Here is a 25,272-nt window from a genome sequence, read left to right on the forward strand (position 1 = left end):
CGAGGCCGTCTTCGACGCGGTCGCCGCCGGCCACCTGGCCGCGCTCAACGTGGCCCGCGCCGCCCGGCCGCACCTGCGCCGAAGCCTGCTGTTCCAGGTGCCGCCCGGCTCCGGCGCGCTGCACGCCTCCGGCGCGGCGGCAGTGGCGGCGCTGACCCGGGCGCTGGCCCTCGAATGGGCCGCCGACGGCATCCGGGTCAACTGCCTCAATACCAGCACCTCTCCGCTCCTCGACGCTCAGACCTCGCTGGACATCCTCATCTCCGGCCTAACAGGGCAAGTCATAGACGTGGGCGTGGACGGCACTTGACCCGCGGGTTGTTACCGTGCGAACGCATGAGGGGACTCATCGTGATCGCGGCGCTGCTCGGCTGCTATCCCGTGTTGCTGGTGGCCGCGCTGTGGCCGGCGCCGGTCGTGTTCGGGCTGGTGGCCGCGGCGTCGTACGCCGTCGAGTGCGTCGCCCCGCGCGCCGGCCGGCCGCTGCCCGACCTGCTCGCCAAGGTGCACCTCGGCATCACGCTGCGCTTCGCGGCCAGGGAGACCATGGCGCTGCTGCTGGTGGCGCGGACGACGGGAGCCGACTCGCCGTGGTTCGTGGCCCTGGCGGCGGGGGTGCTCGCGATCCACGGCGTGCGGGCCCTGCACACGGGGCTGGCGCTGCGGCTGCGGCAGATGCTCAGCAGGATGCCGGTGACCACCCGCAACCTCGACGTCTCCGCCCTGCGCATCCCCAGGATGCCGCCCAGGCCGCTGCGCGACGGCCGCAGCGTGCCCTTCCTCTACCTGGACGCCTTCCCGGTGCTCGGCGCCGTCCTGGGCGCCGTCCCCGCCACGCTCGGCGCGGGGCTGGCGCTCGTGGCGGGGCTGACGGCGGCGCTCGCCCTCATCCCGTACGTCCGCCGCGCCACCCCCCTCACCGACCGCGCCCGTGTCCTGGAGGTCGTGGGCGAGCAGGTCGAGAGGTATCGCCCCGAGGTCATCCTGTACTTCTCCGGCGCCACCGCCGCGGCCTACCAGGCCAGGATGTGGCTGCCCACGCTCGAACGCATGTCCCGGCGGGCCATCGTCGTCCTGCGCGAGCGCGGCATGGCCGCGCACCTGGAGGGCACCCGGCTGCCGATGGTCTGCATCCCGTCGTCGGCCGACCTGATGAGCTTCCGCGCCCTCGCCGGCGCCAGGCTCTGCCTGTACGTCGCCAACGTCGGCAGGAACGTGCACATGTTGCGCATCCCGACCCTGCGCAGCGCGTTCCTCAACCACGGTGACAGCGACAAGGAGGCGTCGTTCAACCCGTTCTCACGGGTGTACGACGAGGTGTGGGTGGCCGGGCCGGCCGGCCGCGACCGCTACCGCCGGGCCAAGGTCGGCGTCAGGGACGAGAGCATCCACGAGGTCGGCCGGCCGCAGTTGGAGGGCATCTCGACGGAGGAGCCGAAGACGCCGTACCGGACCGTCCTGTACGCCCCCACCTGGGAGGGCTGGAACGACGACCTGTTCCACACCTCGCTCATCACCATGGGCCCGCGCATCGTACGGGCGCTGCTCGACCACCGGCCGCCGCTGCGCGTCATCTACAAGCCGCACCCGCTGACCGGCACCCGCGACAAGACCGCCACCCGGGCGCACCGCAAGATCGTGACCATGATCGAGGCGGCGGAGCTGGCCAAGTCGAAGGCCCGGCACCCGTCGCGGGCCGCCGGAGCGGAGCCGCGGATCAGGCACCTGGTGGTCACGGGGCAGGAGCCGCACCTCTACGACTGCTTCGACCAGTGCGACCTGCTGATCAGCGACATCTCCAGCGTCGTGGCCGACTTCCTGGCCAGCGAGAAGCCGTACGCGGTGACGAACGTGGCGGGCCTGCCCGAGCGGGCCTTCCACAAGCGCTACCCGAGCACCGAGGCGGGCGTGCTGCTGGGCGCGGACCTGTCGGGGCTCGCGGACTTCCTGGACGGTGAGGACACGCTGGCCCGCGCCCGGATCAAGCTCAGGAGCTACCTGTTCGGCCCGGAGTACCCGGACGCGCTCACCCGCTTCGACGCCGCCGTCGAACGCGTCTTCTCCGGCTCGTGACCGCCCGCCCGCCTGCCGGGAAGGGACCCTCGCCGGGCCCGGCGAGGGTCGAGGCGACGGACTGACGAGGGCTCAGCGCAGGGGCCGGGCGAGCTTTCTCGGGCTGGTCAGGAAGCCCCAGCCCCAGGAACAGTGCATGGCGGCGTAGACGACCGGCAGCCGCAGCAGGGCCGCGGCGGGCAGCCCGCCGCCGGTGAGCGCGGACCCGGCCACCACGGCGGCGACGTAGCCACCGGGCACGACCAGCGCGAGCGGGAAGAACGGCGACACGACCAGCCCGAGCAGCATGGCCAGCACGGCGGCAGGCGGCGCGAGATACCGCAGGTTGATCGTGCCCTCGTGGGTGCGCGCCACCACCCGGCGCCACCGCCCGTAGTGGAAGTACTGCATGGCCAGCGCCTTGACGTCGGGCCGCGGCCGGTAGGAGACGCGCATGCGCGGCTGGAACCACACCAGCCCGCCGCTCTGCCGGATGCGGTGGTTCATCTCCCAGTCTTGGGCGCGCTGGAAGTGCTCGTCGTAGCCGCCCACCCGGTCGAGCGCCGAGCGGCGGAAGACGCCCAGGTAGACCGTGTCGGCGGGACCGGCCGTGCCGCCCACGTGGAAGGCGGCCGCGCCCACGCCGATCTTGGAGGTCATGGCGCAGGCGACGGCCTGCTCGAAGGGGGTGATCCCTTCGGCGGCCATGATGCCGCCCACGTTGTCGGCGCCGGTCTCGGCGAGCGTCTCGACCGCGACGCGCAGGTAGTCGGACGGCAGCATGGCATGCCCGTCGACCCGGGCGACGATGTCGTTGCGTGAGGCCGCGATGGCCGCGTTGAGCGCGTTGGGCGTGCGGCCGGTCGGGTTGGGCACCACCGTCACCCGCGGATCGGCCGCCGCGATGGCGTCGGCGACCTCCTGGGTGCGGTCTCGGGACGGACCCACGGCGAGGACGACCTCGATCTCGCCGGGGTAGCTCTGGGCGAGGACCTGGTCGACGGCCTCGCGAAGGTGCCGCTCCTCGTTGAGGACCGGCATGATGACGGAGATGGGGGGCCAGCCGCGCGTCTCCGCGGGCGCGTGCGGCGAGTCGGGGAACTGCTTCATGGCGGGGCTCACGCTACTGTACGACCAGGGGAGGAGGGCAATCGAACGCCCGATCCTCCGGCGTGACAAAAGGGGGACGGCATGGCCGAGCCGGGCGAGGAGGACGGCGGTGTGCTCGTGGGCGGTGACGCCTACGGAGGCGTCAAGCTCACACCCGTCCGCACCCGGAAGCCGCGCAGGAGTGCCAAGGCCCGCCGCCGCAACGTGCTGATCTCCGGTTTCCTGTCCACCGGTGTGCTGGTCACCACGGGCGTGGTGTGGGCGACCCCGCGCCAGATCGGCACGGTCGACGCGGGCGTGACCGCGGCCTCGTCCCATGGCGCCGAGAACATCCTGCTGGTCGGCGTCGACAAGCGCGACGACCTCACCCGCCAGCAGCAGAACCGGCTCAAGCTCGGCCGCGAGTCCGGCCAGCGCACCGACACCATGATGGTCATCCACCTGTCGGAGGACCACAAGAAGGTCACCGTGGTGAGCCTGCCGCGCGACACCTGGACGACGGTCCCGGGCAAGGGCGACCACAAGATCAACTCTGCGTACCAGTTCGGCGGGCCCAAGCTCACCAAGCAGACGGTGGAGGCGGCCACCGGGCTGCAGATCAACCGCTACATCGAGGTCAACATCCTGGGCTTCATCGACGTGGTCGACTCCCTGGGCGGGGTCACCGTCTGCACCCCCGTACCGATCAACGACACCAAGATCGCGCTCAACCTGCCGGCCGGCACCCACCAGCTCGACGGTGTGCGCGCGCTCGGCTACGCCCGCACCCGCGCCACCGCCCGCTCCGACCTCGACCGCATCGACCGGCAGCAGCAGGTCATCTCGGCCCTGCTCAACCGGGCGCTGAGCGCCGACACGCTGGCCAACCCGGCCAAGCTGGCCTCGTTCGTCAACACGACGCTCGGCACGGTGAAGGTCGATCCCGACGACGGGCTGCTCGGGCTGGCCACCCAGCTCAGGGACGTCTCGCTGCAGGACGTGAAGTTCGCCGAGGTGCCGCTGTCCAACGTCGACTTCAAGGCGCCCACCGGCGAGTCCGCGGTGCTCTGGGACAAGCAGGCCGCCCGCGACATGTTCGCCAACATCGACGCGGACCAGGACCCGGCCAAGCCCTCCCCGACCGTCTCGGCCAAGCCGTCGCCGTCGGCCAAGCCGTCCTCGATCGCGCCGGGCCAGATCTCGCTCGACGTCAAGAACGGCACCCTCATCACGGGCCTGGCCGCCCGCGCGAAGACGGACCTCGTCGCCTACGGCTTCAAGGTGCCCGGCGACCCGGGCAACACCGCCAAGAAGGACTACGAGCAGACCGTCATCCGCTACGCCGCGGGCATGGAGGAGTCGGCCAAGATCGTGGCGTCCGCCATTCCTGGGGCCGAGCTGCGCAAGGCCGACGTCAAGCGCATCGAGCTGGTGCTGGGCAGCGACCAGCTCAAGGTCAAGCAGCAGAAGGCCGATTCCACACCGACCGCCAAACCCGGCGTTACACCAACCACCAAAACGGCAATGCAGAACATATGTAAGAAATAGCTTTAACAAACCGGCCGTTGGACGGGTGAGGCCCATGGTGGTCAGGTCTTGGCGGGAAGGCCCCTGTACGGTGGTGCACGTGGCGGGCGACCTCGACGTCGCCGGTGCACCCCGGCTGCAGGCCGAGCTGGAGCAGGCGATGGCCGCCGCCGACCCGCTCAACGTCGTCCTCGACCTGACCGAAGTGCCGTTCTGCGACTCCGTCGGGCTCGGGGTGCTGGTGGCGGCGCACAACCACGTCCGGCGGATGAACGGCCGGATGATTCTGGTGCTCGCGCCGGGGATGATCCGCCACTTGCTGACGATCACGAATCTCGACCGGCACTTCGCGACGAGCCACTCCCTCACCGAGGCGCGCGAGGCACTCGGCAGCGCCGCCTGAGCCACTCCACCGTGCTGCGGTGAGCGGCTGCGCTGCCGCCTTCGGTCGGCTCGAGTGGCGGGAGGTGTGCGAGAACATGGTCGTGTCATCTCGGGTACACCTCCCCCCGACGTTCTGATGTCGCGGGAGAGCCCCCTCATGTGCGGAGGCTTTCACGTTGTTCGACCAGTTCCCCGAGCCCGCGCGCTCCCAGCTCCGTTCCGCCTTCGACGAGGGCAGGACCCGGCCGGAGTGGTGCTTCGCCGAGGGGCAGGCCCGTCTGGCCTACTGGGCGCCCTTCCCTGGCTCGGAGCCGGCGATCGTCTGGCAGTTCGCCCCGGGGCCCGACCCGGTCGCCGCGGCCGGCCTGCTGCGCCGCAGCCTGGAGGCGATGGGACTGAGCAAGGTGATCCACGACATCTCGCTGCAGCCCGGCCTCACCCCCGTCATGGATCGCGCGGTCGAGCACGAGGCCCTGGTCGAAGCCGGGTTCGCGATGGAGGTGGAGCGGCTGCTGCTGGAGTGGGTGGCCGGCAGCGACCTCCCGGAGGACCCGGGCAGGCTGACGTACCGGCCCGCGCGGGACATGGCGGCGGCCGAGGTGATCGACCTCCTCGTACGCGTCTCCGCGGGCTCCCTCGACCACGACACCCGGGTCGAGGTGGCCACGTCGGGCCCCGAGAAGGAGGCCCGATGGATGTACGACGACCTGATGAGCCGCAAGGCCAAGCCCGACTGGTTCGTCATCGGGCACCTCGACGGCTCCCCCGTCGGCCTGGTGGCGCCCGACGACCACTCCATCGCCTACATCGGCGTCGTCCCAGAGCACCGCGGCCGGGGCCTGGTCAACGACCTGCTGGCCCGAGGCACCCGTACGCTCGCCGAGGCGGGCCTGGAACGCATCGTGGCCGCCACCGACATCACCAACGTCCCGACGGCCGAGGCGTTCCTGCGCGCCGGATACTCGGAGGTCGGCCGGTTGTTCCGCTATTACTGGAGAGCATGAAGAGACTTGGGGTCATGTTCGACCGGGACCTGCCGCCCGAGCGGCTCGTCCCGTTCGCCGAAGCGCTCGACGAGACGTCCGTCGACGACCTGTGGGTGGTGGAGGATCTCGGCTGGACGGGCGGCGTCTCGGCGGCCGCCACGGCGCTGGCCGTCACCTCGCGGCTGCGCGTCGGCATCGGCATCACACCTGCTCCCCTGCGCAACCCGATGCTCCTGGCCATGGAGCTGGGAAACCTGGCCCGGGTGCACCCGGGGCGGCTGGCGGCCGGGATCGGGCACGGCGTACAGGGCTGGATGCGTCAGGTGGGCGCGGCCGTGCCGTCGCCGCTCGCCCTCCTGGAGGAGACGATCACCTCCGTGAGCGCGCTGCTGCGCGGCGAGACGGTGACCCTCGACGGCAGGGCGGTCCACCTCGACGGCGTGTCGCTGGTGCACCCGCCCGCCGAGCCGCCGCCCGTACTGGCCGGGGTGAAGGGCCCGCGCTCACTGGCGCTGTCGGGGCGGGTGGCGCAGGGCACGATCGTGCCCGAGGGCCTCGGGCCCGCCGACCTGCCGGAGATCATCTCGCAGATCGGCGCGGGGCCGGAGCACGAGTTGGTGGTGTTCACGTTCCTGCGCGTCGGGGCGGACGCCTCGGGAGACATCCCGCCGATCGTCGAGGGGCAGGCCGGGTTCCTGGGGGTCGCGCCGGAGCAGGTGGCGATGGCGTCCGGCACGCCGGAGGCGGCGGCTGAGCACGTCAAGGAGCTGTGGGCGGCGGGGGCGGGCACGGTGACGGTCCGGCCGATCGGTGACGACCCGCTGGGGCAGGTGGCGGCACTGCTGTCGGCCCTGTGAGCGCGGGCCATGTCAGGTAGTCCGCCGCTCTGGGCGGGTGCTTCAGGCGAGCGGGCGTCGCCGGGAGGGGCCGCGGGGTTCCGTACCGGCCGAATGGTCGATGCGGCCGGTACCGGGTTGGGCCGGACGGCCGATGGCCCGGCGGCCCGGCTCGGCGACCATCGTGTGCATGAGGCAGATCGCGGTCATCACGGCATGCGCGGCGCTCCTGACAGCGGCGTCCACCGGTTGCGGCATGGATCTGGACGCCGAAGAGATCCACGCCGCCCAGTCGTTCCCCTTCACGGGAACCACCCTGAAGATCAACGCAAGCCTGGGCGGTGTACGCGTGCTCCAGGGCACGGGCGGCGCCGTCCAGGTCGAACGCTGGCTGCGCGGCAAGGCGGTCACCGACGGCCCCGCCTGGTCGCTGCGCGACGGCACCCTGCGGCTCAGCGCCTCCTGTTCGATGGTCTTCGGCGACTGCGGCGCCCGCTACCACGTCAAGGTCCCGCCCGGCGTACGGCTGTCGGTGGACGCGGCGGACGGTGTCGTCCTCCAGGGGCTCGCCCAGGACGTGGACGTCGAGAGCCGCGACCGCATCCAGGTCACCGGTGCCTCGGGCCGGTTGCGGCTGAGCAGCGAGGGCCCCATCACAGGCGACGGCCTGAAGTCCGGGTACGTACGGTGCCGCACCTCGGACGGCTCCATCGACGTGGCCTTCGCCAGCGTGCCCACCACGGTGGACCTGCAGTCCCGCGACGGCAAGGTGACGGCCAGGGTGCCGTCCGGCTCGTACGCGGTGACGGCGAAGAGCACGGAGGGCGACTCGCGCTCGGAGATCAAGGACGACGGCGACAAGGGCACCGGGACGATCGTGGCCCGCAGCACGTCGGGCGACGTCCAGGTCCTGGAGAAGTGATCGGGGGCGCGTGCAGGCGCGGCTCCGAACCCGAGGAAATGGTCGGCGGCGCGTGCAAGCGCGGCTCCAGGCCCGAGGAAATGGTCGGGGCGCGTGCAGGCGCGGCTCCGGGCCCGTGCAAGTGATCGGGGCGAGTGTAGGTGCGGTTCTGCTGCGTGACCGGTCGGCGGCCACAACCGCACCCATGTGCCTTTACGTGTGCCGGCCCGCAATCATCGGCCGGCGATCCGTCGCCACCTCCAGGTGGCGGCGGTTACTCCCAGATGGCGACGTACTTGCCGTTCTCGGCGTTGACCTGCACCGGGTGCAGGCCCTTGCCCTTGAGGTCGTCGAAGCGCTTCTGGTAGCCGGAGGCGCTCATGTCGACGTAGTGGGCCCAGGACTTGACCCCGTCCTTGCGCCACACGGCCGCGTACGTGCCGTCGGGCGCCACACTCGCCCTGACCGGCCGGTAACCCTCCTCCTTCTTGGCGTAGACCTCGGCCTCGTGCTGCTGCCTGCTCTTGCCGTACGTGTAGTTCCAGGCGCCCCCGGTGTTGGCGCTCCAGACGGCGGCGTAGCGGACGTCGCCCGCGGTGCCGAACGCGTCGACCGAGCTGAGCGCCAGGCCCTTGGCGGCGGCCTCCTTGTTGACGGCGGCGAAGCGAGCGGGAGTGAGATTCGACTTGGCGAGGAAGTCTCCCTTCTTCTTCTCGAAGATGACGGTGAACACGGCCGAGTCGGCCGGGCCGGTGGCCGACACCGAGACGGGCTGCGCGCCCGACCTCAGCCCGGCGTCGAACCGCTGCCGGTATTCCTCGGCCGTCATGCCCTGCCAGATCCCCCACTCGGTAGAGGAGCCGTCCTTGATCCAGACGGCCGCGTACTTCTCGCCGTCAGAAACGTTGACCGTGATCGGCCGGTAACCCTGTTCCTCCAACTGGCGCACCCGTTCGGCGCTCTTCGCGGCCGTCAGCCCGTAGTAGGCCACCCACGCCGGAGCCGCCTGCGCCGAGGTCGCCTGCGCCGTCGCGGCGGGCGTCGTCGCCACACCGGCCGCGGCCAGTGCGGAGGCGACCACCGCGATCTTTCCTGTGATCCTCATGACCCTCCCATGCAGGATTCTTTACTCGTTCGAGGGATGAGGGACGACCCTAACAGCCGTTACCGACGGGCCGCAGGCAACGGAGTGGGCTCACAGGGAAATGTGTTGCTGGTGTTAGGTGACGTTCGCCGACAGCGTCCCCAGCCGATGGAGCCGGGGACGCGGCGGGAGGGCTCTTCCGAACCGGATCGTCAGCCGAGCTGCTCGAACGGGGTCGGCGACTGGCCGGTCCAGCGGTAGAGCTGGGCCTGGCCGGTGTGCTTGGTGACGCCGTTCTCGGTGACCGTACCGGCCTTGGCCACGTAGTAGCGGCCCTTCTCGAGCGAGACCAGCCCGTACTCGCCGGTGAACTGCCAGCCCCTGACGCCGGTGGCGGCGTCCTGGAGGCCACCGGGCGCCAGCGTGAGCAGCTTGCCCCGCTCGGCCTGCGGCTGCCCGGCGATCTCGCCGGTCCTGGGCCGCTCGTCGCCGTCCACCATGAAGAACGGGTAGTTGGGGAACTGCGGCTTGGTGCCCTTGTAGACGGCCATCATCCAGTTGCCGGTGTGCTCGTCGTACTCGAGGTTCTGCACGCCGTAGGTGGTGTTGCCGGTGTAGAGGAAGTACTTGCCGTCCACCCGCTCGGGGCCGCTCTTGTGGGGCTCGCTCTCGGTGAGCGGGCGCTCGTACTTCTTCCACTGGCGGATGTCGTACTGGAGGAGGACCTGGTGGTCGTTGTCCTGGCGGCCGGTGTTGGCGTAGACGCCGTAGGCCACGGTCAGCTTCTGGCCGCCGTTCTTCTTACCGAACTCGGGCCCGAACGAGACGCCGTCGATGCCGCTGCAGCCGTAGCGGTGGTCGGGGGTGTTGCCCACGTTGCCGTCGAACCTGCCGTCCCCGTTCATGTCGGCGGTGTAGTCGGCCACGACCTCCTCGAGGTAGACCGTCTTGACCACGTCGGTGGTCTGGGCGTCCATGTCGGGGCTGGTGATGCGGTCCACGTCGAAGATCGCGATGTAGAACGACTCCTGCGCCTTGTACTCCAGCGAGCCGTACACGCGGCCGTCCTGGCTGTTGAAGTCCAGGTCGCCGAGGTGGCCGGTGAAGCCCGTCACGGAGCCGACGAGGTTGCCCGCCAGGTCGGTCTTGACGAGGAGGTTGGTGAAGGAGAAGTACATGTAGCCCTTGCGCTGGTCGATGGCCATGCCCTGGACGTGTCCGGCTGTCCAGGCGCCGCCGTTGATCTCCGCCGGTAGCTCGCGTGGGCGGTCGGCGGCGACGGCCGGGGCGCCGAGGAGGGTGCCGAGGAGGGCGGTGGTGGAGGTGGCGGCCAGGGTGAGCGTCAGGACCTTGCGCATGGTGCAGTACCCGTCTGTCTTCGGCATTCAGATGATCAATCCGAAACGAGACGGTATACCGCACACATGCTTATGTCTGACAAATGGTGAAATTGGGAGTGAAGTGCCTGCGAACTACTGATCGACCGTTCTGACCGTGCTGCTCGATCGTTCTGCGGTCTGAACTCCGCCGCTTACTCCTCCACCGTTCTGACGCGTCGCGCGCGGTGGGCGGCCTCGGGGAAGTCGCCCGCGCGTACGCGTCGCAGCAGCTCCCGCCACGGCTCCGCCCACCCCGACCGGGGCCCGCACGACGCCGCCAGCGCCGTGGCGAGCAGCGCGCCCGTCTCCCCCTCGGCGGCCAGCCACCGCGCGTGCGGCAGCACCCGCTCCGGCGGCACGTGCACGGTGGACTCCGCGAGCGCCTCGCCCGTCTCGACGGCGGCCAGCACTCCCGGCATCGTCTCCACCAGCCGCGCCAGCACGTCGCGGGGGGCGTCCCAGTCGGCGGTCCCGGCCAGGAGCCCGGCCGCCAGGCTCACCGGGAGGTCGTCGGCCGCCCCCAGGACGCCGGGCGGCACCGGCTCCCTTTCCACCCGGTGCCACAGGCGCACGTACGTGACGACGGCCGCCAGCCGCTGGGCCGCCGGGAGGTCGCGGTCGGCCCCGGCGTCGGGCTCGGCGGGCGCGGCTGCCAGCGTGCGCACCGCCGCCCGCAGCGCCTCCGGCCGTACCCCGGAGCACGCGCCGACCACCAGCCCGCGCGCGGCGTCCTGCCAGTTCGCGGTCTCGCGCAGCTCGCAGACGATCTCCGCCAGCCGGTCCATGGCGCCGGGCGCGTAGACCACCCAGTGACGCAGCTCCATGACGGCGCTCGCCCGGGTACGCCGGTCCGGTGCCCGCGTCGCGGCCACGACCAGTTCCCCGAACTCCGCCCGCCACCGCTCGGGCACGGCCAGCGGCTGCGTGCCGAGCACCGGGGCCGCCAGGTCCCCGGCCTCCGTCACCGCTCCCCTGAGCACCTCCCACGCCTCGGGCTCGGCGAGCAGGTCGATGACCGCCGACCCGATCGCCACCCGTACGTCCTTGTGCTGGCCGTCGGCCGCCCACAGGTCGCGCAGCAGCCGGGTCGCGCCGGGCGCGCGGTGGCGGGCGAGCAGCCGGACCGCCTCCTTGCGCGCGGTCACCTTGCCACCGTCCAACACCGGCTCCAGGGCCGCGGGCAACTCGGCGGGACGCACGTGGCGAGCCGCCCGCGCCGCCGCGTACACGGCCACGTGCGCGTCGTCCCCACCGGCGTACGCGAGCAGGTCGGCCAGCACCTCCCCCGGACGCGCCGTCCACGGCAGCGCGGTCAGCGCCGCCCGCCGCAGCAGGGCGTCGTCCGAGGTCAGGAACGGCCGCAACCTCCCGGCCTCGGCCGCGGGGACCTCGCCCATCATCCGCACCGCCTGGGCACGCTCCCGCGCGGGCAGCTTGCGGTTCCCCGCCACCCGCTCCATCAGCCCCAGGTACGCCTCGCGCTGCGCCGCCGTCCACCGTCGTACGGCCTGACGGCGGGCATGCGGCACCCGCCGCACCCCCTTCTTGGCGAACCGGCCCACCGGGGCTCGACGGCCCAGCGCGGCGTCCAGCAGATCCGTACGCTGCCACGCCAGCACGTCGAACACCCGGCCGATCACGACCACGGACGGGTCGGACGCCAGCAGCGCCTCCACCCGCCGCCCCCGCGTCCGCGGCGGCTCCAGCCAGAGCTCGATCGCCCGCAGCGCGTCCGAGTCGCTCGCGGCGGTCAACGCGCGTTCCAGCGCGTCCTGCAGCTCCGGCACGTCGTGGCCGCGCCGGCCGAGCGCCGCCGCGAGCATGAAGGCCAGGTCGTGGCGGTCGTGGTCGGCCTCCGCCGCCAGGTACGGCGCCAGCCTGCGCCCCAGTACGGCCTCCTGGCCCCGCCTCAGCACGTGCGCCAGCGGGCGCAGGTAGACCGTGCCCGTGTGGCCGGTGACCCGTTCGAAGACCCGCAGTCCGTACTCCAGCAGGGCCGGGTCGTCCCGCCGCGCGCCCTCCCCGAAGACGCCGGCGGCCAGGCGGGCCAGGACGACCCGGGTGGAGTGGGAGCAGTCGCGGGCGGCGAGCGCGTCGTCCACGAGCCGGTCCAGGGCGGGCACGTGCGCGGCCAGAAAGAGTCGCGGCGGGATCTCCGCCAGCGCCCCGGCGGCGGCCAGGCGCACCGGGTCCTGTTCGTTGCGCAGCCGACCGAGCGCGTCCATCAGGCGGGTGACGATCTCGGGGTCGCGGGCGCGGCCGGCGCAGGCGATCAGGTGGAGGTAGCCGTTGGCGCGCTCGCGCCCGTCGGAGCGGCGGGTGACGGCCCGCAACGTCTCCTCGGCCTCGTCGTACGGGAGAAAGGCGGTGACCTCGAGCACGTGGTACGGGTCTCCGGCGACGGAACGCAGCCCCAGCATGCGGCGGGCCTCGGCGACGCGGCGGCCCAGCGGCAGGACCTTCAGCAGGTCTTCCGAGCAGACCGCCTGGGAGACGTCGACACCCTCCGTCGCCGCGGCGAACACCGCCTCCCTGCGGCTGGGCGGCACCGCCAGCAGCAGGTCGACCAACCAGTCATCGTGCTCGCGCACCGCGCGTCCCAGCTCCCCGAGCCGGTCGTCGGTGAGTGCGGCCAGCCGCCGCCGTACGGCCCGCCGCCGCAGCAGCCCGGCGAGCTGCGGCTCCCGCCCGGGGATGAGGTAGAGGGCCAGCGTACGCTCCAGGTCGGCGTCCAGCAGCCGTCCCGCGCACCGCCAGGTCCTGTCGGTCCAGTGGCGCTCCAGCAGCGTGATCACCCGCTCGGGGACGTGCTCGGCGGCGGCCTCGATCCCGGGACCGACCGCGAGCCACCACGCGGGACGTAACGGGCGCGGCAGCTCGGCCAGCACCGATTCGGCGTGGTCGAGCACGACGACGGGGTGCCGCCGGGCCAGGGCGCCCCAGTTCGGCACCGCGTACGCGAGGTCGGCCAGCCGGGCCGCGACCATCCCGGCCGGGCACGACGTGAGCAGACCGGCCGCCTCCCTGTCGCCCCACCGCTCGCGTACCTCGTCGAGCAGCCGCCCGGCCAGGTCGTGCCGCTCGGCCTGCCTGATGGCCCGGTAGGCAGCCATCCGGCGGTCAGCGGAAGCGGTACGGACGATCTCCACGACGGCGTCGTCGGGGCCGCCGAGCCGGATCGCCTGGTTGATCGCGTACCGGGAGACGTCCGGATCGGGGTCGGCCATGGCGCGCGTGACGTGCTCGACCTCGTTCGCGACGACGGCCAGCCGCACTCCGAGCGAGCGCTCGTACTGGCCGAGCCCGGCCAGGCCGTCCAGCAGCGCCCGCAGCTCGGGGCGGCCGGTGAGCGCTCTCGCGTGTTCTGCCAGGCGGCGCAGCCGCTGCGCGTACGGCAGCGGCTCCACCTCGTCGAGCAGTTCGCGCGGGGAAAGTTCACGAGGCCGCATGGCCGCCTCGCCTCCGTTCGTCGTCTCGTCGGTGCGGCGGTCGGTCGCCATCGCAGGTGAGCACGTCGCGGGTGAGCACGTCGCGGGTGAGCAGGGTGCGCATGTCCGCGCGTACGCCGTCGTCCGGCTCGGCCTCGTGCGCGGCCCGTACCCAGGTGAGGGCCTCCTCGGGCACGGTCGGCCACGCGGCCAGCGACCGCACCGCGTTCGCGCGCACCCTGATCAGCCGATTGCGCAGCGCCACCCGGATGAGCGGCAGGCCCAGCCCCGGATACGCGCCCAGCTCCTCGACCACCGACTCCAGCACCTGTTCGTGGCCGTCGCCGAAGAGGCGCTCGCCGGGACCGTTCGCCAGGCTCTCCACCGGCAGCAGCTCGCCGGCCAGCGCGACGAGCGCCTCCGGCGCGGCCAGGCGGATCACCGCGGCCCAGGCGGAGTCGTCGCCGGGCTCCAGCCGTACCCTGGCCTCGGCCTGCGGGAGTATCGGCAGGCCGAGCCGGGACGCGCAGTACAGCGCCGCGCCGAAGTCCGCGCCCGCCGGGTCCGCCACGCCCGCCAGCGCCAGGCCGCTCCAGCGGGGCTGCCCCAGCACCTCCTCGTAGCGCCGGCGCAACACCTCCAGGTCGCCGCCCCGCCAGCCGAACCCGTCCGCGGGCGCCTCGCGCAGCCCCTCGGTCACGGACAGGAGGCTGAGAAGGCGGCCGAGGGTGGCCTCGCGGGTCGCGGCCAGGTCGGCGTAGCGGGCCAGGGCGGGCACGGCGTCGGCGTACGCGCTGATGCCCGAGGTCGGGCCGCCCTCGCCGACGACGAGCGCGGCCAGGAGGTCGCCCGCGCCGTCCACCAGCGCGTCGTCCGGCTCCGGGTCGAGCAGCGCGGAGTACAGGTCGCCGGTCGTGGCGGCGATCGGGGCCAGGTACTCGTTCGTGATGCCGTTACGGAAGCCCTCGCGCAGCAGCCAAGCCTTGACCTCGGGGTCGTGGCTGCCTGCGAGGCGTTCGACCGCGTGCACGCGCCCCCAGTCCTTGACGCGCCCGGCCAGCTCGAACACCGCCCGCTCCGGGTCGGGCTGGGTGCGCAGGAGCGCGACGACGGCGTACAGGGTGAACTCCTCCAGCGTGCCGAGCAGGAGCAGCAGCTCGCGGTCCGGCTCGCCGCCGCAGGCTCCGACGAGGACGATACCGATCTTCGTCGCCTCACGCCGGGTGCCGTGCTCGGCCAGCCACCGTCCCGCGTCGTAGAGCCGCTGGCCGAGCGGCGGCCGTCGCGACAGCTCGCGCAGCAGCTCGTCGCAGATGGCCAGCGCCGACGCCGCGGCCAGCCGGTCGTGCAGTCGCTCGTACGGCGCGTCGTTCCGCAGCAGGTCGGCGACCTCGGCGACCGCGCCGGGATCGGGGTCGATCGCGAAGTGGTGGGTCCTGATGCCGTCCATGACGGCACTGGAGATGTACGGCCGGCCGTCGTCAGGGCGAGGCGGCTCGTCCGGGAGCTCCTGGGCATGCGGCGGCCAGGGGCCGGGGCCGTACAGGGAGGACATGGAGATCGCGTGTGCCAGGAAGGTGAGCCGGTCGTCGTCGCTCAGCTTCCTCGTGCCGGGGTTCACCGGCTGGGGCGGTGGCCGCCCTTTCCGTAGATCATGTGCGCCATGATGCCGCAGTCTCCCGGGCTCGCGCCAGTGGATTTCACTCCGGGTACGAGCGAGCCGCCTTCAGCGGGCCGCCACCAGCTCCACCTCGAACCCGTCCCCATCCTCCAGGTAGGCGGCGTAGTGCCGGTCCCCACCCGCCCACGGATGCCGGTCGGGGAACATCAACGTCCACCCGTACGCGGGCGCCTGCCCGGCCAGCTCGTCGACCCGCGCACGGCTCCCCGCGTGGAAGGCCAGGTGGTTCAGCCCCGGACGACACCGGTCGTGCCGCGCCGCGGTGAGCGCGGGCGACTGCTCGACGACGATGTACGTCGCCCCCAGCCGCCAGCTCCGCCCGTGCTCCCAATCCTGGTGGAGCGCGTACCCGAGCGCCTCCAGCAGCCACTGCCAACCGACCGTGGCCCGCCGCAGGTCGGGGACCCAGATCTCGACATGGTGCAACAAACCAGTTGCGTGCTCCTCGCTCATGAAGGGACCCTACGACGGTCGCTCCACCGAACGGACTCAGGAGGTCCCCCACCGTGGCGATCCCCAAGAAGGGCGCACGCCCCATCACCGTCGACGGCACCGGCTACCGCTGGCGGATACGCCACAAGCCGACCCACTGCCAGGGAAACGGTTGGGGACCCATGACCTTCGCCGTGGAACGGGCCGAGGCGCCTGGCCGCGTCCTGCTCGTCTCGCTGCCCTACTCGCGTCCGGACGCCTGGCTGGGCGAGCGCACGACCGCCGTACGCCCGGCGCTCGTGGCGGCGACCATCCGCCGGGCCCGCACGGGCGGCTGGGACCCGTCGCGGGCCGGCAACGCCTTCGAACTGACCCTGACCGACGAAGACCTGACCGACCTGCCCACGTAGGAGGTCCCGTACCTGCGGGATGACGCGGACCGGCCGGGCGCCCGCCCGCTCACAGGCTTCTCACATCAGCTCTCGCTACTCTGACGCTCCCACGCAACGGCGACCGGGCACGACCGGAACTTGGAGGCGGCTGTGACAATGCCGAAGAAGGGCTCGCGGCGCATCAGCGTCGACGGCACCGACTACCGCTGGCGGGTCAGCAACAACCCGTCCAACCGGGGCGACACGTGGAACCCGATCCGCTTCGCGGTCGAGCGAGTCGAAGAGGCGGGAGGCGTTCTCACGGTCTCGCTCCCCTTTGCCCGGCCGGACAACGGGTTCGGCGCACGAACGATGGCCATCCGTCCCGTCCTCGTCAGCGAATGCATCCGGCGAGCCGTCGAAGCAGGGTGGGACCCGCGGCGGCCGGGCTCGCCCTTCACCCTCGACGTCACCGAGGACGACCTGACCGCGCTCCTCGGCGAACCACCCCGCTACCTGATCCCGTTCCTCTGGGGCCTGATCCCTGAGGGCGGCAGCATCAAAGACCTCCCACGAGCCGTCCAGATCCACCCCCGAAACGACACCCCCTCCGACGAGGAGACACCTTCCGGCCGGTAACCGGTCACCCGGAACCGCGGACCTCTCCCATGGCGTGGTCCGCTCCCCGCCGGCCGGACCTATTGAGTGACCCCGGCGTGGCGAGCGACCCGCGGGAGACGGCGAATGAACTCCGCTTCGTCTCCGAAGTCCCATTCCGCGCCGTCGGGCTCCGCATGGTACGTCAGGGAGGGGAACTTGCTCTTCACGCCCCGAGCCCGGACGGCATCACCCAGGCTGTCCGTTTCCAGGCCGGTCGCCTTCTTGTAGGGCTCGAAGGTCACGTATTCGAGGAGTTCGAACTCTGGCCACTCCTCCCGTGTCCAGATCTCACGCCGGCGTCGGGTGAGCCGCGTGAGGCGGAACTTTCCATCCTTGGACCAGGTCACGCGCCTGTAGCCGCGAAAGAACGAGCGCTCCAACTCCAGGACGTGCTGGACCTGCGGCAAATCGACAGCGGCGTCGGGACAGTCGGCCACCGTTTCGAAGGCTTCGCGGCCAAGGCTGATCAGCCAGCTCACGAAGTACTCGAACCCGTCAGACGAGCCGCTGCCCATGAGCGTCCAATAGACCGCGTACATGTCCCAGGAGCAACCGCGATTGGCGGCGATGGTCCACCACGTCTGGTAGTCGACGATCTCTGCGACCGGCAGAGCGGACAGGCGCTCCTCCAGCCATGCCACGCGCTCCGCCCTTGTGTCCGTCTCCTGCGCGGAACGCTCGATCATCGCCCAGAAGCCGGCAACGTCCATAAGACGCGATCATGGCAGCCTCCGAGCCCTCTGTACAGATCACGGAACGCGGCCCGCTTTCACCGGGCTCGGGCATCGCGCGAAACCCGGCACCACACGCACTAACGCGCCAGATTTCCGCACGTCAACGCGCTACTTAAGGAGCTGGCGGGCCATCACCATGCGCTGGATCTGGTTGGTGCCCTCGTAGATCTGGGTGATCTCCGACGCCCATCGCAGGCACTTGGGGAAGCTCGGCGATCAGCGGGCTGATCAGGCATTACGGCTGTGGCCGACTCTCATCAGCTTTCGTTGGTTCTGGTGTTCTCACGGAACAGCGACGGAACGGGGCAGGCGCACGAGCGGAAACGCGACCGTGTCACTTCTCATCAAGGTCGCTCAAACGTCCGACTGATCCTCAAACAGTAGACCTTGGGGCAAGACCGCAAGGCTGAAGGTGTTCCTGTGTTCCACTAGCTGAATGGCAAGCGCGATAACGAGCATCATCGCGGTCGCAGGAACGCTGCTCGGGGTCACGGTCACGTACGTGTTCCAGACTCGTGCGGCGAGACAAGCTCGTCAGACCGCACGAGAAGATCGACTCTGGCAGGAGCAGTTAGCCGCCTACAGTACCTTCGCCGGCGCGTTGACCGACTTCCGGCAGAGCCAGAACGACCGATGGCATCACGAGCAGGAAGACCCGCAAAGCCAGGCGTTCATCGCGGCACGGGATGAGTCCTACAAGAAGCGGACCGATGCCACCTCAGCTCTCTTCAGGCTGCGTCTGGTGGCAGCGAACGAGGCACTCACCGAACTCGCATACTTCGCGCTGAAGCACACCGAAGACATCCCACTAGCATCCGATGAGTCAGACAGGAAGGACCGAGGACGCAAGGCCCGCCGCGCCCTACTGAACTTCACAGAGGCAGCAGCCACCCAGGTAAGGGAGATCGATAGGCGGTAGGCCGAGGCAGAGGCAGAGGTCTCGGGAGAGAGCTGCGACCGTCCGCTTTTCAGGCGGAGCAATCACCCTGCTCCGGTGATGGAGACCGTGGTCAGGCACGTGTGGACGGTGGCGCAGATGCGTCGGCGTATGGGGACGTTGCTGTCAGCGCTGCTGTCACCTCAGCCATGGTCACCCGGTGCCGGGGCCCGACGAAGGAGGGCCTCGGCGTCGATCGCCCCGGCCATGGTCGGCGAGAGGCGAAGTGAGCGATCGTCACGGCCTCGACTGGCAACGTCGTGTCTCCCAAAAGTGCGAGGCGGGCGGGCTATTTATATCGGGAGCCAGCCACAATGTCGAGCGGTCTTCCGCCTGGTCACGCGGCGGGTGCTAGATGGTGTCATGCGCTCTTTGTGTCGGCATTGCTGTGCAGCACCTTGCTGGCGGGGATGAGATAAATGTTGACATTTGGCCTGGACCAACCGGCTTCAAGGTGCCATCAAGAAATGTAGGCCACGGCTAGCGATTTCCTCAGCATGCCTAACCATTTGCGTCATTGATTTTCAGAGTCCTTGCCAACGCTTGCTCGCATTCGCTGGCATCTTCCTGGAAGCCATTCGCTCGATACCAAGACTCTGCCTCAAGATAACATGCTACTGCCTCTTCTATTTCTTCAATCGACTCATGTGCCGCGCCTACAGCAAACGTCAACTTCATTGCGTGCCACATCTCACCCTTGTCGCGAGCGAGCTCGGCACTCCGACGCCAGACTGTGATAGCTGCACCAAAATCTTCCTGGTCATAGGCCACTCGCCCAACGCCATAATGGGCCTCTAGCTCACCCCGAATTTCGCCATGGGAGGCGTAAGTCCTTGCAGCCTCAGAGTACAGCCTCTCCGCTTCGGAGTGCTCCTTTCTATCTATATTTAAATCGGCGAGCTCAACAGTCACGCCGGCGGCCGCTATCCCTAACCCCATTTCTTCAAATAGATTGCGAGCCATATTGTAACAATGTAGAGCCTCATCGATTTTCTCTAGTTTCTTGTTGATGCTACCCAATGCACTACATGCTTGCGCTTCCCCAAACCTATCGTCGACCATCTTGCAAAAAGCGAGAGCTCCGCTACAGCGCTCAAGAGCGGTCGCATAATCACCTCTCTCAAAGGCAATCGCACCCAAGCCCTGTATTGCGCGAATCTTCGACTCCCACTGCAGTTGCTTGGTAAAGATTGCAATCGCTTCTCTATATAGATTCTCAGCAAGATCGTACCCGCCGCGCATGAACGCGATCTCGGCGAGGCCACTACAAACATTTGCCCAATTAACCCAGGCGCGCAGATCATGAAATAGATCCAGAGCCTGAGAGTAGTAATCTTCAGCCTCTTGAAGCTCATTTCGTGCACGACTAAGAGATCCAAGGCCAGATACAGCTACAGCTTTCCATGCTTTGTTGTTTTCGGCGTCTGCGATCTCACTTAGCAATGAGTATAGATTACGGGAGGTCGCAAGTCTCTTACTCGCCATTAGCCACCATGCAGCGTTCGAGACGAGAACAGCACAGTCTTCCCAGCGATCCCTCACGGCACTAGCAGCTACATTGTTTATTTCCTCTATTGCACTCGTGAGCCAGTCCCTCGCGTCTTCAATCGCCTCCATTTCCGATTCTGGAGATATGCGACTCCAACCGGACCGCGGGTCGTGTTTCTTGATAAACGCTAGCGCGTCTGCGAGACGAATATCGAGACTTTCGTACAGTCGAATTCTCGCACGCCCGATCAGGTCTTCGGTCTCGTCTAGAGTTGATCTTTCACGCACATATCCCAGGAACAGGTCATGCAGCTTATATCGACTTGACCCCACTTGTAGCAGCATGTTGTATTGAAACAAGTCAGCCAGTCGGGCCGCAGCAATGTAACGGGGTACTTGAGTAAGTGCTGCCATAGAGTAGTCATCGAAATTCGGTCCGTCATGCCATGCACATCTGCGAAGGAATGACTTCAAATCATTTGACAGCGCGTCATAGGAAACGGAGAAAGCAGAGCGTATAGCTCGTTCTTCTACAGGGAGATAATGGAACGGATTACTGGCCTCACGCATTGTTGCCAGAACATCTCGCGGCTTTGCCACTTCGAGAAGTACCCCCACCGCCCGAATAGCCAGCGGTAGGAACCCGCATGCCGCGGCAACATCTGCAAGCGTATCGCGATCCTCTCTGCCAGCTGCATTCTTGCCGACAAGAAGTTCGACTGCGTCAATTTCTTCTAGCGGCTTGAGATGCATGGACTGAGCATTCAAACGTCCCAGGCGTTGCCTGCTCGATATAAGAACTAGGCAGTCTTTTGCGCTCACACCAGGAAGCAAGAGCTCGACCTGATCAGGGTCCCGTGCATTATCAAGACATATCAACACTCGACGCCCTGCTAGCCACGAGCGCCACAACTGAGCGGCAGCATTCTCGTCAGATGGAATATCCGTACCTTGGAATCCGACAAGTGCCAGCAGTTCGGCTAGGACCTCCAGGCATCTGCGTGGCTCCTTGCCGGGCGTAAAGCCCTGTAGGTCCACTTCGATACACGCATCTGGATATGATGCTTGCAGTTGTTGGGCAAACACTCGCATGAGAGCTGTCTTGCCAACACCAGCCATGCCATGGATTGTGAGTATTACTGGCCCCGAGTGCGGCTCCTCCGAAGCTGCAAGGGTCTTCAGGCGTGCCATCTCGGCACTTCGACCTATTAGGTTGGGAGGAGCATGTATCGTGAAGGGCTTACGTTCAGGTCCTCCACTGGTACGGGCGTAGAAGTAGTTATTCTGCGTGCCCAACCCTTGAACTGCCTGCTGGGCACCATCAAAAGCTTGAACGCGCCCGATCGCGCCATTGTTATGGTCAGCTGTTTCCATCATTTAGCATTGAATGTATTGTGCTGTGTTCCTTCTCCGAGCACCGCTTGCTGTGCGTGATCATAAGAGTTGGCTACCACGGTAACAGAAGATGTCACGGCGGCCTCTTGCTTGGCTCTCTGAAGCATCTCTGCTACTTCTTTTGCCAGGTCCGGGTCTTCCGCCAGCACTTGATGGATGTCTGCGCGGAGAGTGGTCAGACTATCTGCATCTTCAGGATTATCAAGCACACCCTTGATACTGCTTGGGCACTCATCTGCCGTCTCGGCTACGCCGAACACCCTTTGAAGGATTCTCTTTCCCCATGACACCGTGGCATCCGCAGCTTGGTCTTGAGTTTTAGCGAGAACAGCGCCACCGTATGCGCCAAGGGCCGCAGAAACATATGGGGTCAACTCGCCCACTAGAGCAGCAAGATCCATAGCGTGTCCATCCGGTAGACCGTGTTATGCCTCTTTTAAGAGTAGATGGTCTTGCCCCGGCACGAGCGTCGACTCGAAGAATTGGCCCGATGTGTTCTAGCGCGTGGGAGGCGCGGGCCGCGACCGGCCGGAGAGCCGCAGCGCGGCCAGCGACCGCCCGACGCGCGGCGGGCCGCCGGAGGCGGGCTGCCCTTGAAACCGTAGAGAAAAGTCTCATCCGGTCAATAGATCATGCTCCTGACCTGCTGGTTTTCTGCCTCGTGGCTGCGGCTTCGGTTGATGGTTGACCGTATGGACGGGCTGTGGTTCAACCGATGTGCGGGCCGGCCCCTTGGAGGTAGTGGTTGATCCTCAGCCTCATCGACTGGTGCATGGCGTAGTTGTCAAGCCGGTGCCTGGGCACCCAATGCACCCGTGTGGAATTCTGCGCTCGGTGTTAGCTGACCGCTCGTTGCCCTGGCCGCGAGCACGAGAGAGAACTCCTGGCGGACCTCGTCATTGCTGGTGTAATGGATGACGTGCCGGGGGTCGCTGTAGGTGCCGACCAAGCCTGTGATCTCGCAGATGATCCCGGTCTCTTCGAGGGTCTCTCTGATAGCCGCCTGGGGGATGGACTCTCCGAGGTCGATGGCGCCGCCGGGCAACGCCCAGTTGCCGTTGTCGGATCGGCGGATGAGAAGCAGTTCGCTGGCCTCGTTGGTGACCACGACGTTCACGGACGGCACGAGGCTGTTGGCGGCAGGTGCGTTCGGGTCGTCGTAGTAGTCGATCCGCTTGCTCATGTGCCGGAGCCTACGCCGCCCGGCGTCGCCTTCGGCCGTCGTTGCCCGTGCCCGTGGCTACTGCGGGACGACTATGGAGCCCTTGCCTGGCTTGGTGGTGATGAGCCCGCGTTCTCTGAGGGCCTCCATCGCCTTGCGCACCGTGACGCGTGCGACGTCGAACTCCTCCTGGAGCTTCACCTCGGAGATCAAGGTGAGTGCGGGGTAGGTGCCGCTGTCGATGCGCTCGGCCACGACGTTGGCTATCTGCTCCCACTTGTAGAGCCTGGGGTCCCACTCAATCACAGGACGACTCTACGTAGTGGTGGACCTATCAACATAGAACAGGAAGTCCTAGGAATGCCGTAGACAGGATAGGACAGGTTGAGTTAGCTTGCTCGCATGGCGTTGGTGAGCGACGGTGGGCCCCTCCGGGTGGGGCTCCGCAAAGTGCGCTCCGGCTGGCCGCCCCGTGATGGGTGCGTCCCGCGGCCGGGGTCGGCTCCTCGCTCACCAACGCCTGTTCATCGATTGCGGTTTCCGCGGGCGCCAAAGGTGGCTCGTCGGGGTCGCGCGTCATGAAGGACGGTGAGCCTCGGTGGTAGATGACTACGACTTCCACGGTACGCACCCCGCCGCGCCTCGCCCGGACGCGGTGCCGGTGCGGTGGACCCCGGTCCAGCAGCGTCCGGGTGCGGCCCGCGTCCGGGCCTATACCTGCGAGTGCCTGTCGCTGGTCTTCGAGCAGTGCATGGCCGGCGGGCAGGGCTTCATTCGGCGGTATGACCGGTCCGTCTTGCCGTGGGGTATCGCCGAGAGCCCGCGCGTGCGGGTCGTCGATGCGATAGCGCTGTGGCGACAGCTCATGAACGGGGAAGCGAGGTAACGCCGCACAGAACCGGCAAGCCATGCACACGTAGCGTCACAGTTGGCAACTGATTTGTGACGGGCGTTTCCGCAGGTCGAAGGCCAACCTGCGGTTTCGCATGCCCACCGACTGGCAGTTTTTCTGCCAGTGACGCAGGTCACCCGCCTTATCGCACGCACAACCTGTTGTTCCGCTGGACGGACGATCGCTTCGTCAAGGCCAGGAGCTACAGCGAAACCGTCTGGAAGCCCGCTCTGGTGGCCGCGGGCGTGATCCCGGCACCGGACAAGGACCCACGCAAGAGGAGCCGCTATGCCACCTCCCGCAAGGAGGAGCTGCACCAGCTCCGGCACTACTACGCGAGCGTCATGCTGGCCGGTGGGGTCTCGGTCAAGGAACTCGCCGAGTACCTCGGCCACGCCGATCCCGGCTTCACCCTCCGTGTGTACGCCCACATGATGCCCGGCTCCTACGACCGGGCCCGCCGGGCGATCGACGACCGCCTGTTCCGTCCGCACAGAGTGTCCTACGGAACAGGCACGGAACAGTGATCGTTCAGCTCCCGATCACGATACATCGAACCCCGCCGCTGGCGATCAGCAGGCGGGGTTTCCGCATGTCAGGGCTACTTGAGGAGCTGGCGGGCCATGACCATGCGCTGGATCTGGTTGGTGCCCTCGTAGATCTGGGTGATCTTGGCGTCTCTCATCATGCGCTCGACCGGGAAGTCCTTGGTGTATCCGTACCCGCCGAGCAGTTGCACCGCGTCTGTGGTGATCTCCATGGCGGCGTCCGAGGCCGCGCACTTCGCCGCGCTCGACAGGTACGTGAGGTCCTTCTGGGGTACGCCGTTCATCGCCCGGTCGGACTTGGCCGCCGCGTGGTACGTGAGCTGCCGGGCCGCCTCCAGCTTCATCGACATGTCGGCGATCATGAACTGCAGGCCCTGGAAGTCGGCCACCGGGCGGCCGAACTGCTTGCGTTCCTTGACGTAGCCGATCGCGAAGTCCAAGGCCCCCTGTGCGATGCCCAGGGCCTGGGCGGCGATGGTGACGCGGGTGTGGTCGAGGGTGGCCAGGGCCGTCTTGAAGCCGGTGCCGGGCGCGCCGATCAGGCGGTCGGCCGGGATGCGGACGTTGTCCAGGATGACCTGGCGGGTGGGCGAGCCCTTGATGCCGAGCTTCTTCTCCTTGGGGCCGAAGGAGACGCCTTCGTCCGACTTCTCCACCACGAAGGCGGAGATGCCGCGCGCCCCTGCCGACGGGTCCGTGACGGCCATCAGCGTGTAGTACTCCGACACACCGGCGTTGGTGATCCACATCTTGGTGCCGTTGAGCACGTACGAGTCCCCGTCGGCCACCGCCCGCGTCCTCATGGCCGCCGCGTCCGAGCCCGCCTCCGGCTCCGACAGCGCGTACGAGAACATCGCCTCCCCCTTCGCCACCGGCGCCAGATAGCGGCCCTTCAGCTCCTCGGAGGCGGAGAGCAGGAGGGGGACCGTGCCGAGCTTGTTGACGGCGGGGATCAGGGAGGACGAGGCACAGGCGCGCGCCACCTCCTCGATGACGATCACGGTGGCCAGCGCGTCCGCCCCGGCGCCGCCGTACTGCTCCGGCACGTGTACGGCATGCAGGTCGGACGCCACCAGCGCCTTGTAGACGTCCCAGGAGAACTCCTCGGTCTCGTCGATCTCGGCGGCGTGCGGCGCGATCTTCTCGTCGGCCAGGGCCCGGACCGTCTCCCTGAGCATGTCGTGCTCTTCGGCGGGCGCGTAAAGAGGGAAGCTCATGCATCGAATACTAGGACGTCCGAGCATCTTGTTACCAGCCGGTACGGTTTGCGAAGAGGTGCAGGTGGCACGTAGGAGGTAGCTAAGGC

The 25,272-nt window shown here is 68.4% G+C and carries 21 protein-coding genes and 2 pseudogenes; 11 read left to right on the plus strand and 12 right to left on the minus strand.

What is annotated here, in order from left to right; all coding sequences use genetic code 11:
* Both ABD844_RS44875 and ABD844_RS44880 read left to right on the plus strand, forming a co-directional pair.
* Positions 1-310, plus strand: a pseudogene (locus ABD844_RS44875) (2-C-methyl-D-erythritol 4-phosphate cytidylyltransferase); the annotation flags it as partial.
* A gap of 26 nt (positions 311-336) precedes the next feature.
* Positions 337-2,073, plus strand: coding sequence for a CDP-glycerol glycerophosphotransferase family protein (locus ABD844_RS44880; RefSeq protein WP_344893270.1), 1,737 nt, complete (start codon positions 337-339; stop codon positions 2,071-2,073).
* A 72-nt stretch (positions 2,074-2,145) separates the two neighbouring features.
* On the opposite strand, the gene ABD844_RS44885 is transcribed toward ABD844_RS44880, so the two are convergent.
* The gene (locus tag ABD844_RS44885) at positions 2,146-3,162 is read right to left on the minus strand and encodes a glycosyltransferase family 2 protein (RefSeq protein WP_344893273.1); all 1,017 of its coding nucleotides are present in this window, start codon (positions 3,160-3,162) and stop codon (positions 2,146-2,148) included.
* A gap of 81 nt (positions 3,163-3,243) precedes the next feature.
* On the opposite strand from ABD844_RS44885, the gene ABD844_RS44890 reads away from it, so the two are divergent.
* The 5 genes from ABD844_RS44890 to ABD844_RS44910 all read left to right on the plus strand — a co-directional run bounded on the left by ABD844_RS44890 (position 3,244) and on the right by ABD844_RS44910 (position 7,796).
* Positions 3,244-4,689 carry an LCP family protein gene (locus ABD844_RS44890; RefSeq protein WP_344893276.1) on the plus strand — a complete coding sequence of 482 codons (1,446 nt, stop codon included), beginning with the start codon at positions 3,244-3,246 and terminating at the stop codon, positions 4,687-4,689.
* A 34-nt stretch (positions 4,690-4,723) separates the two neighbouring features.
* Positions 4,724-5,071 (plus strand): STAS domain-containing protein, encoded by a 348-nt coding sequence (locus ABD844_RS44895; protein ID WP_344893279.1) that lies wholly within the window; start codon positions 4,724-4,726, stop codon positions 5,069-5,071.
* A 157-nt stretch (positions 5,072-5,228) separates the two neighbouring features.
* A complete protein-coding gene (locus ABD844_RS44900; RefSeq protein WP_344893282.1) occupies positions 5,229-6,056 on the plus strand; it encodes a GNAT family N-acetyltransferase in 828 nt (275 codons plus the stop codon).
* Complete coding sequence (locus ABD844_RS44905) at positions 6,053-6,895, plus strand: LLM class flavin-dependent oxidoreductase (RefSeq protein ID WP_344893284.1); 843 nt, start codon at positions 6,053-6,055, stop codon at positions 6,893-6,895. The genes ABD844_RS44900 and ABD844_RS44905 overlap by 4 nt, the downstream gene beginning before the upstream one ends.
* Before the next feature lie 169 nt (positions 6,896-7,064).
* Positions 7,065-7,796 carry a DUF4097 family beta strand repeat-containing protein gene (locus ABD844_RS44910; protein ID WP_344893286.1) on the plus strand — a complete coding sequence of 244 codons (732 nt, stop codon included), beginning with the start codon at positions 7,065-7,067 and terminating at the stop codon, positions 7,794-7,796.
* A 253-nt stretch (positions 7,797-8,049) separates the two neighbouring features.
* Here the strand turns inward: ABD844_RS44910 and ABD844_RS44915 are convergent, their stop codons facing one another.
* The 5 genes from ABD844_RS44915 to ABD844_RS44935 all read right to left on the minus strand — a co-directional run bounded on the left by ABD844_RS44915 (position 8,050) and on the right by ABD844_RS44935 (position 15,800).
* On the minus strand, positions 8,050-8,880 hold the full coding sequence (locus ABD844_RS44915; RefSeq protein ID WP_344893289.1) for a hypothetical protein: 831 nt from the start codon (positions 8,878-8,880) through the stop codon (positions 8,050-8,052).
* A 191-nt stretch (positions 8,881-9,071) separates the two neighbouring features.
* The gene (locus ABD844_RS44920; protein ID WP_344893292.1) at positions 9,072-10,244 is read right to left on the minus strand and encodes a hypothetical protein; all 1,173 of its coding nucleotides are present in this window, start codon (positions 10,242-10,244) and stop codon (positions 9,072-9,074) included.
* Positions 10,245-10,390: 146 nt separating this feature from the next.
* Positions 10,391-13,738, minus strand: a complete 3,348-nt coding sequence (locus ABD844_RS44925) for a hypothetical protein (protein ID WP_344893295.1) — start codon at positions 13,736-13,738, stop codon at positions 10,391-10,393.
* The gene (locus tag ABD844_RS44930; RefSeq protein ID WP_344893298.1) at positions 13,674-15,287 is read right to left on the minus strand and encodes a hypothetical protein; all 1,614 of its coding nucleotides are present in this window, start codon (positions 15,285-15,287) and stop codon (positions 13,674-13,676) included. The genes ABD844_RS44925 and ABD844_RS44930 overlap by 65 nt, the downstream gene beginning before the upstream one ends.
* Before the next feature lie 105 nt (positions 15,288-15,392).
* The gene (locus ABD844_RS44935) at positions 15,393-15,800 is read right to left on the minus strand and encodes a VOC family protein (RefSeq protein WP_344893301.1); all 408 of its coding nucleotides are present in this window, start codon (positions 15,798-15,800) and stop codon (positions 15,393-15,395) included.
* Between the two features lie 53 nt (positions 15,801-15,853).
* Between ABD844_RS44935 and ABD844_RS44940 the strand changes: the two genes are divergently transcribed.
* Together ABD844_RS44940 and ABD844_RS44945 are read left to right on the plus strand one after the other, a co-directional pair.
* Positions 15,854-16,189 carry a hypothetical protein gene (locus tag ABD844_RS44940; RefSeq protein ID WP_344893304.1) on the plus strand — a complete coding sequence of 112 codons (336 nt, stop codon included), beginning with the start codon at positions 15,854-15,856 and terminating at the stop codon, positions 16,187-16,189.
* A 132-nt stretch (positions 16,190-16,321) separates the two neighbouring features.
* Complete coding sequence (locus ABD844_RS44945; protein WP_344893307.1) at positions 16,322-16,789, plus strand: hypothetical protein; 468 nt, start codon at positions 16,322-16,324, stop codon at positions 16,787-16,789.
* A 59-nt stretch (positions 16,790-16,848) separates the two neighbouring features.
* On the opposite strand, the gene ABD844_RS44950 is transcribed toward ABD844_RS44945, so the two are convergent.
* Positions 16,849-17,520, minus strand: coding sequence for a DUF4240 domain-containing protein (locus ABD844_RS44950; protein ID WP_344893310.1), 672 nt, complete (start codon positions 17,518-17,520; stop codon positions 16,849-16,851).
* Between the two features lie 460 nt (positions 17,521-17,980).
* Here ABD844_RS44950 and ABD844_RS44955 point away from each other — a divergent pair, with 460 nt between their 5' ends.
* Positions 17,981-18,463 (plus strand): hypothetical protein, encoded by a 483-nt coding sequence (locus ABD844_RS44955; protein WP_344893313.1) that lies wholly within the window; start codon positions 17,981-17,983, stop codon positions 18,461-18,463.
* 519 nt (positions 18,464-18,982) lie between these two features.
* Here ABD844_RS44955 and ABD844_RS44960 read toward each other — a convergent pair.
* The 4 genes and pseudogenes from ABD844_RS44960 to ABD844_RS44975 form a co-directional block, all read right to left on the minus strand.
* The gene (locus tag ABD844_RS44960) at positions 18,983-21,346 is read right to left on the minus strand and encodes a tetratricopeptide repeat protein (protein WP_344893316.1); all 2,364 of its coding nucleotides are present in this window, start codon (positions 21,344-21,346) and stop codon (positions 18,983-18,985) included.
* Entirely contained in the window at positions 21,343-21,765 is a 423-nt protein-coding gene (locus tag ABD844_RS44965) for a hypothetical protein (RefSeq protein WP_344893319.1), read from the minus strand. Before ABD844_RS44965 ends, ABD844_RS44960 begins: the two co-directional genes overlap by 4 nt.
* Before the next feature lie 307 nt (positions 21,766-22,072).
* Positions 22,073-22,547: pseudogene (locus tag ABD844_RS44970) on the minus strand (NUDIX hydrolase).
* A 57-nt stretch (positions 22,548-22,604) separates the two neighbouring features.
* Positions 22,605-22,832, minus strand: coding sequence for a GntR family transcriptional regulator (locus ABD844_RS44975; RefSeq protein WP_344893321.1), 228 nt, complete (start codon positions 22,830-22,832; stop codon positions 22,605-22,607).
* Positions 22,833-23,579: 747 nt separating this feature from the next.
* Between ABD844_RS44975 and ABD844_RS44980 the strand changes: the two genes are divergently transcribed.
* Positions 23,580-23,945, plus strand: a complete 366-nt coding sequence (locus ABD844_RS44980) for a tyrosine-type recombinase/integrase (protein ID WP_344893323.1) — start codon at positions 23,580-23,582, stop codon at positions 23,943-23,945.
* Between the two features lie 74 nt (positions 23,946-24,019).
* On the opposite strand, the gene ABD844_RS44985 is transcribed toward ABD844_RS44980, so the two are convergent.
* On the minus strand, positions 24,020-25,183 hold the full coding sequence (locus tag ABD844_RS44985; RefSeq protein WP_344893326.1) for an acyl-CoA dehydrogenase family protein: 1,164 nt from the start codon (positions 25,181-25,183) through the stop codon (positions 24,020-24,022).
* Positions 25,184-25,272 lie beyond the last annotated feature (89 nt).

The organism is Nonomuraea antimicrobica (assembly GCF_039536965.1).
GTDB lineage: Bacteria > Actinomycetota > Actinomycetes > Streptosporangiales > Streptosporangiaceae > Nonomuraea > Nonomuraea antimicrobica.

Bases quoted from the DNA above. Each gene is read 5' to 3' on its own strand.
- ABD844_RS44935 (WP_344893301.1), bottom strand. From the start codon at position 15,800: ATGAGCGAGGAGCACGCAACTGGTTTGTTGCACCATGTCGAGATCTGG.
- ABD844_RS44960 (WP_344893316.1), bottom strand. From the start codon at position 21,346: ATGATGGAAACAGCTGACCATAACAATGGCGCGATCGGGCGCGTTCAA.
- ABD844_RS44910 (WP_344893286.1), top strand. From the start codon at position 7,065: ATGAGGCAGATCGCGGTCATCACGGCATGCGCGGCGCTCCTGACAGCG.
- ABD844_RS44955 (WP_344893313.1), top strand. From the start codon at position 17,981: ATGGCAAGCGCGATAACGAGCATCATCGCGGTCGCAGGAACGCTGCTC.
- ABD844_RS44965 (WP_344893319.1), bottom strand. From the start codon at position 21,765: ATGGATCTTGCTGCTCTAGTGGGCGAGTTGACCCCATATGTTTCTGCG.
- ABD844_RS44895 (WP_344893279.1), top strand. From the start codon at position 4,724: ATGGTGGTCAGGTCTTGGCGGGAAGGCCCCTGTACGGTGGTGCACGTG.
- ABD844_RS44890 (WP_344893276.1), top strand. From the start codon at position 3,244: ATGGCCGAGCCGGGCGAGGAGGACGGCGGTGTGCTCGTGGGCGGTGAC.
- ABD844_RS44915 (WP_344893289.1), bottom strand. From the start codon at position 8,880: ATGAGGATCACAGGAAAGATCGCGGTGGTCGCCTCCGCACTGGCCGCG.
- ABD844_RS44885 (WP_344893273.1), bottom strand. From the start codon at position 3,162: ATGAAGCAGTTCCCCGACTCGCCGCACGCGCCCGCGGAGACGCGCGGC.
- ABD844_RS44920 (WP_344893292.1), bottom strand. From the start codon at position 10,244: ATGCCGAAGACAGACGGGTACTGCACCATGCGCAAGGTCCTGACGCTC.
- ABD844_RS44925 (WP_344893295.1), bottom strand. From the start codon at position 13,738: ATGGCGACCGACCGCCGCACCGACGAGACGACGAACGGAGGCGAGGCG.
- ABD844_RS44985 (WP_344893326.1), bottom strand. From the start codon at position 25,183: ATGAGCTTCCCTCTTTACGCGCCCGCCGAAGAGCACGACATGCTCAGG.
- ABD844_RS44880 (WP_344893270.1), top strand. From the start codon at position 337: ATGAGGGGACTCATCGTGATCGCGGCGCTGCTCGGCTGCTATCCCGTG.
- ABD844_RS44950 (WP_344893310.1), bottom strand. From the start codon at position 17,520: ATGGACGTTGCCGGCTTCTGGGCGATGATCGAGCGTTCCGCGCAGGAG.
- ABD844_RS44905 (WP_344893284.1), top strand. From the start codon at position 6,053: ATGAAGAGACTTGGGGTCATGTTCGACCGGGACCTGCCGCCCGAGCGG.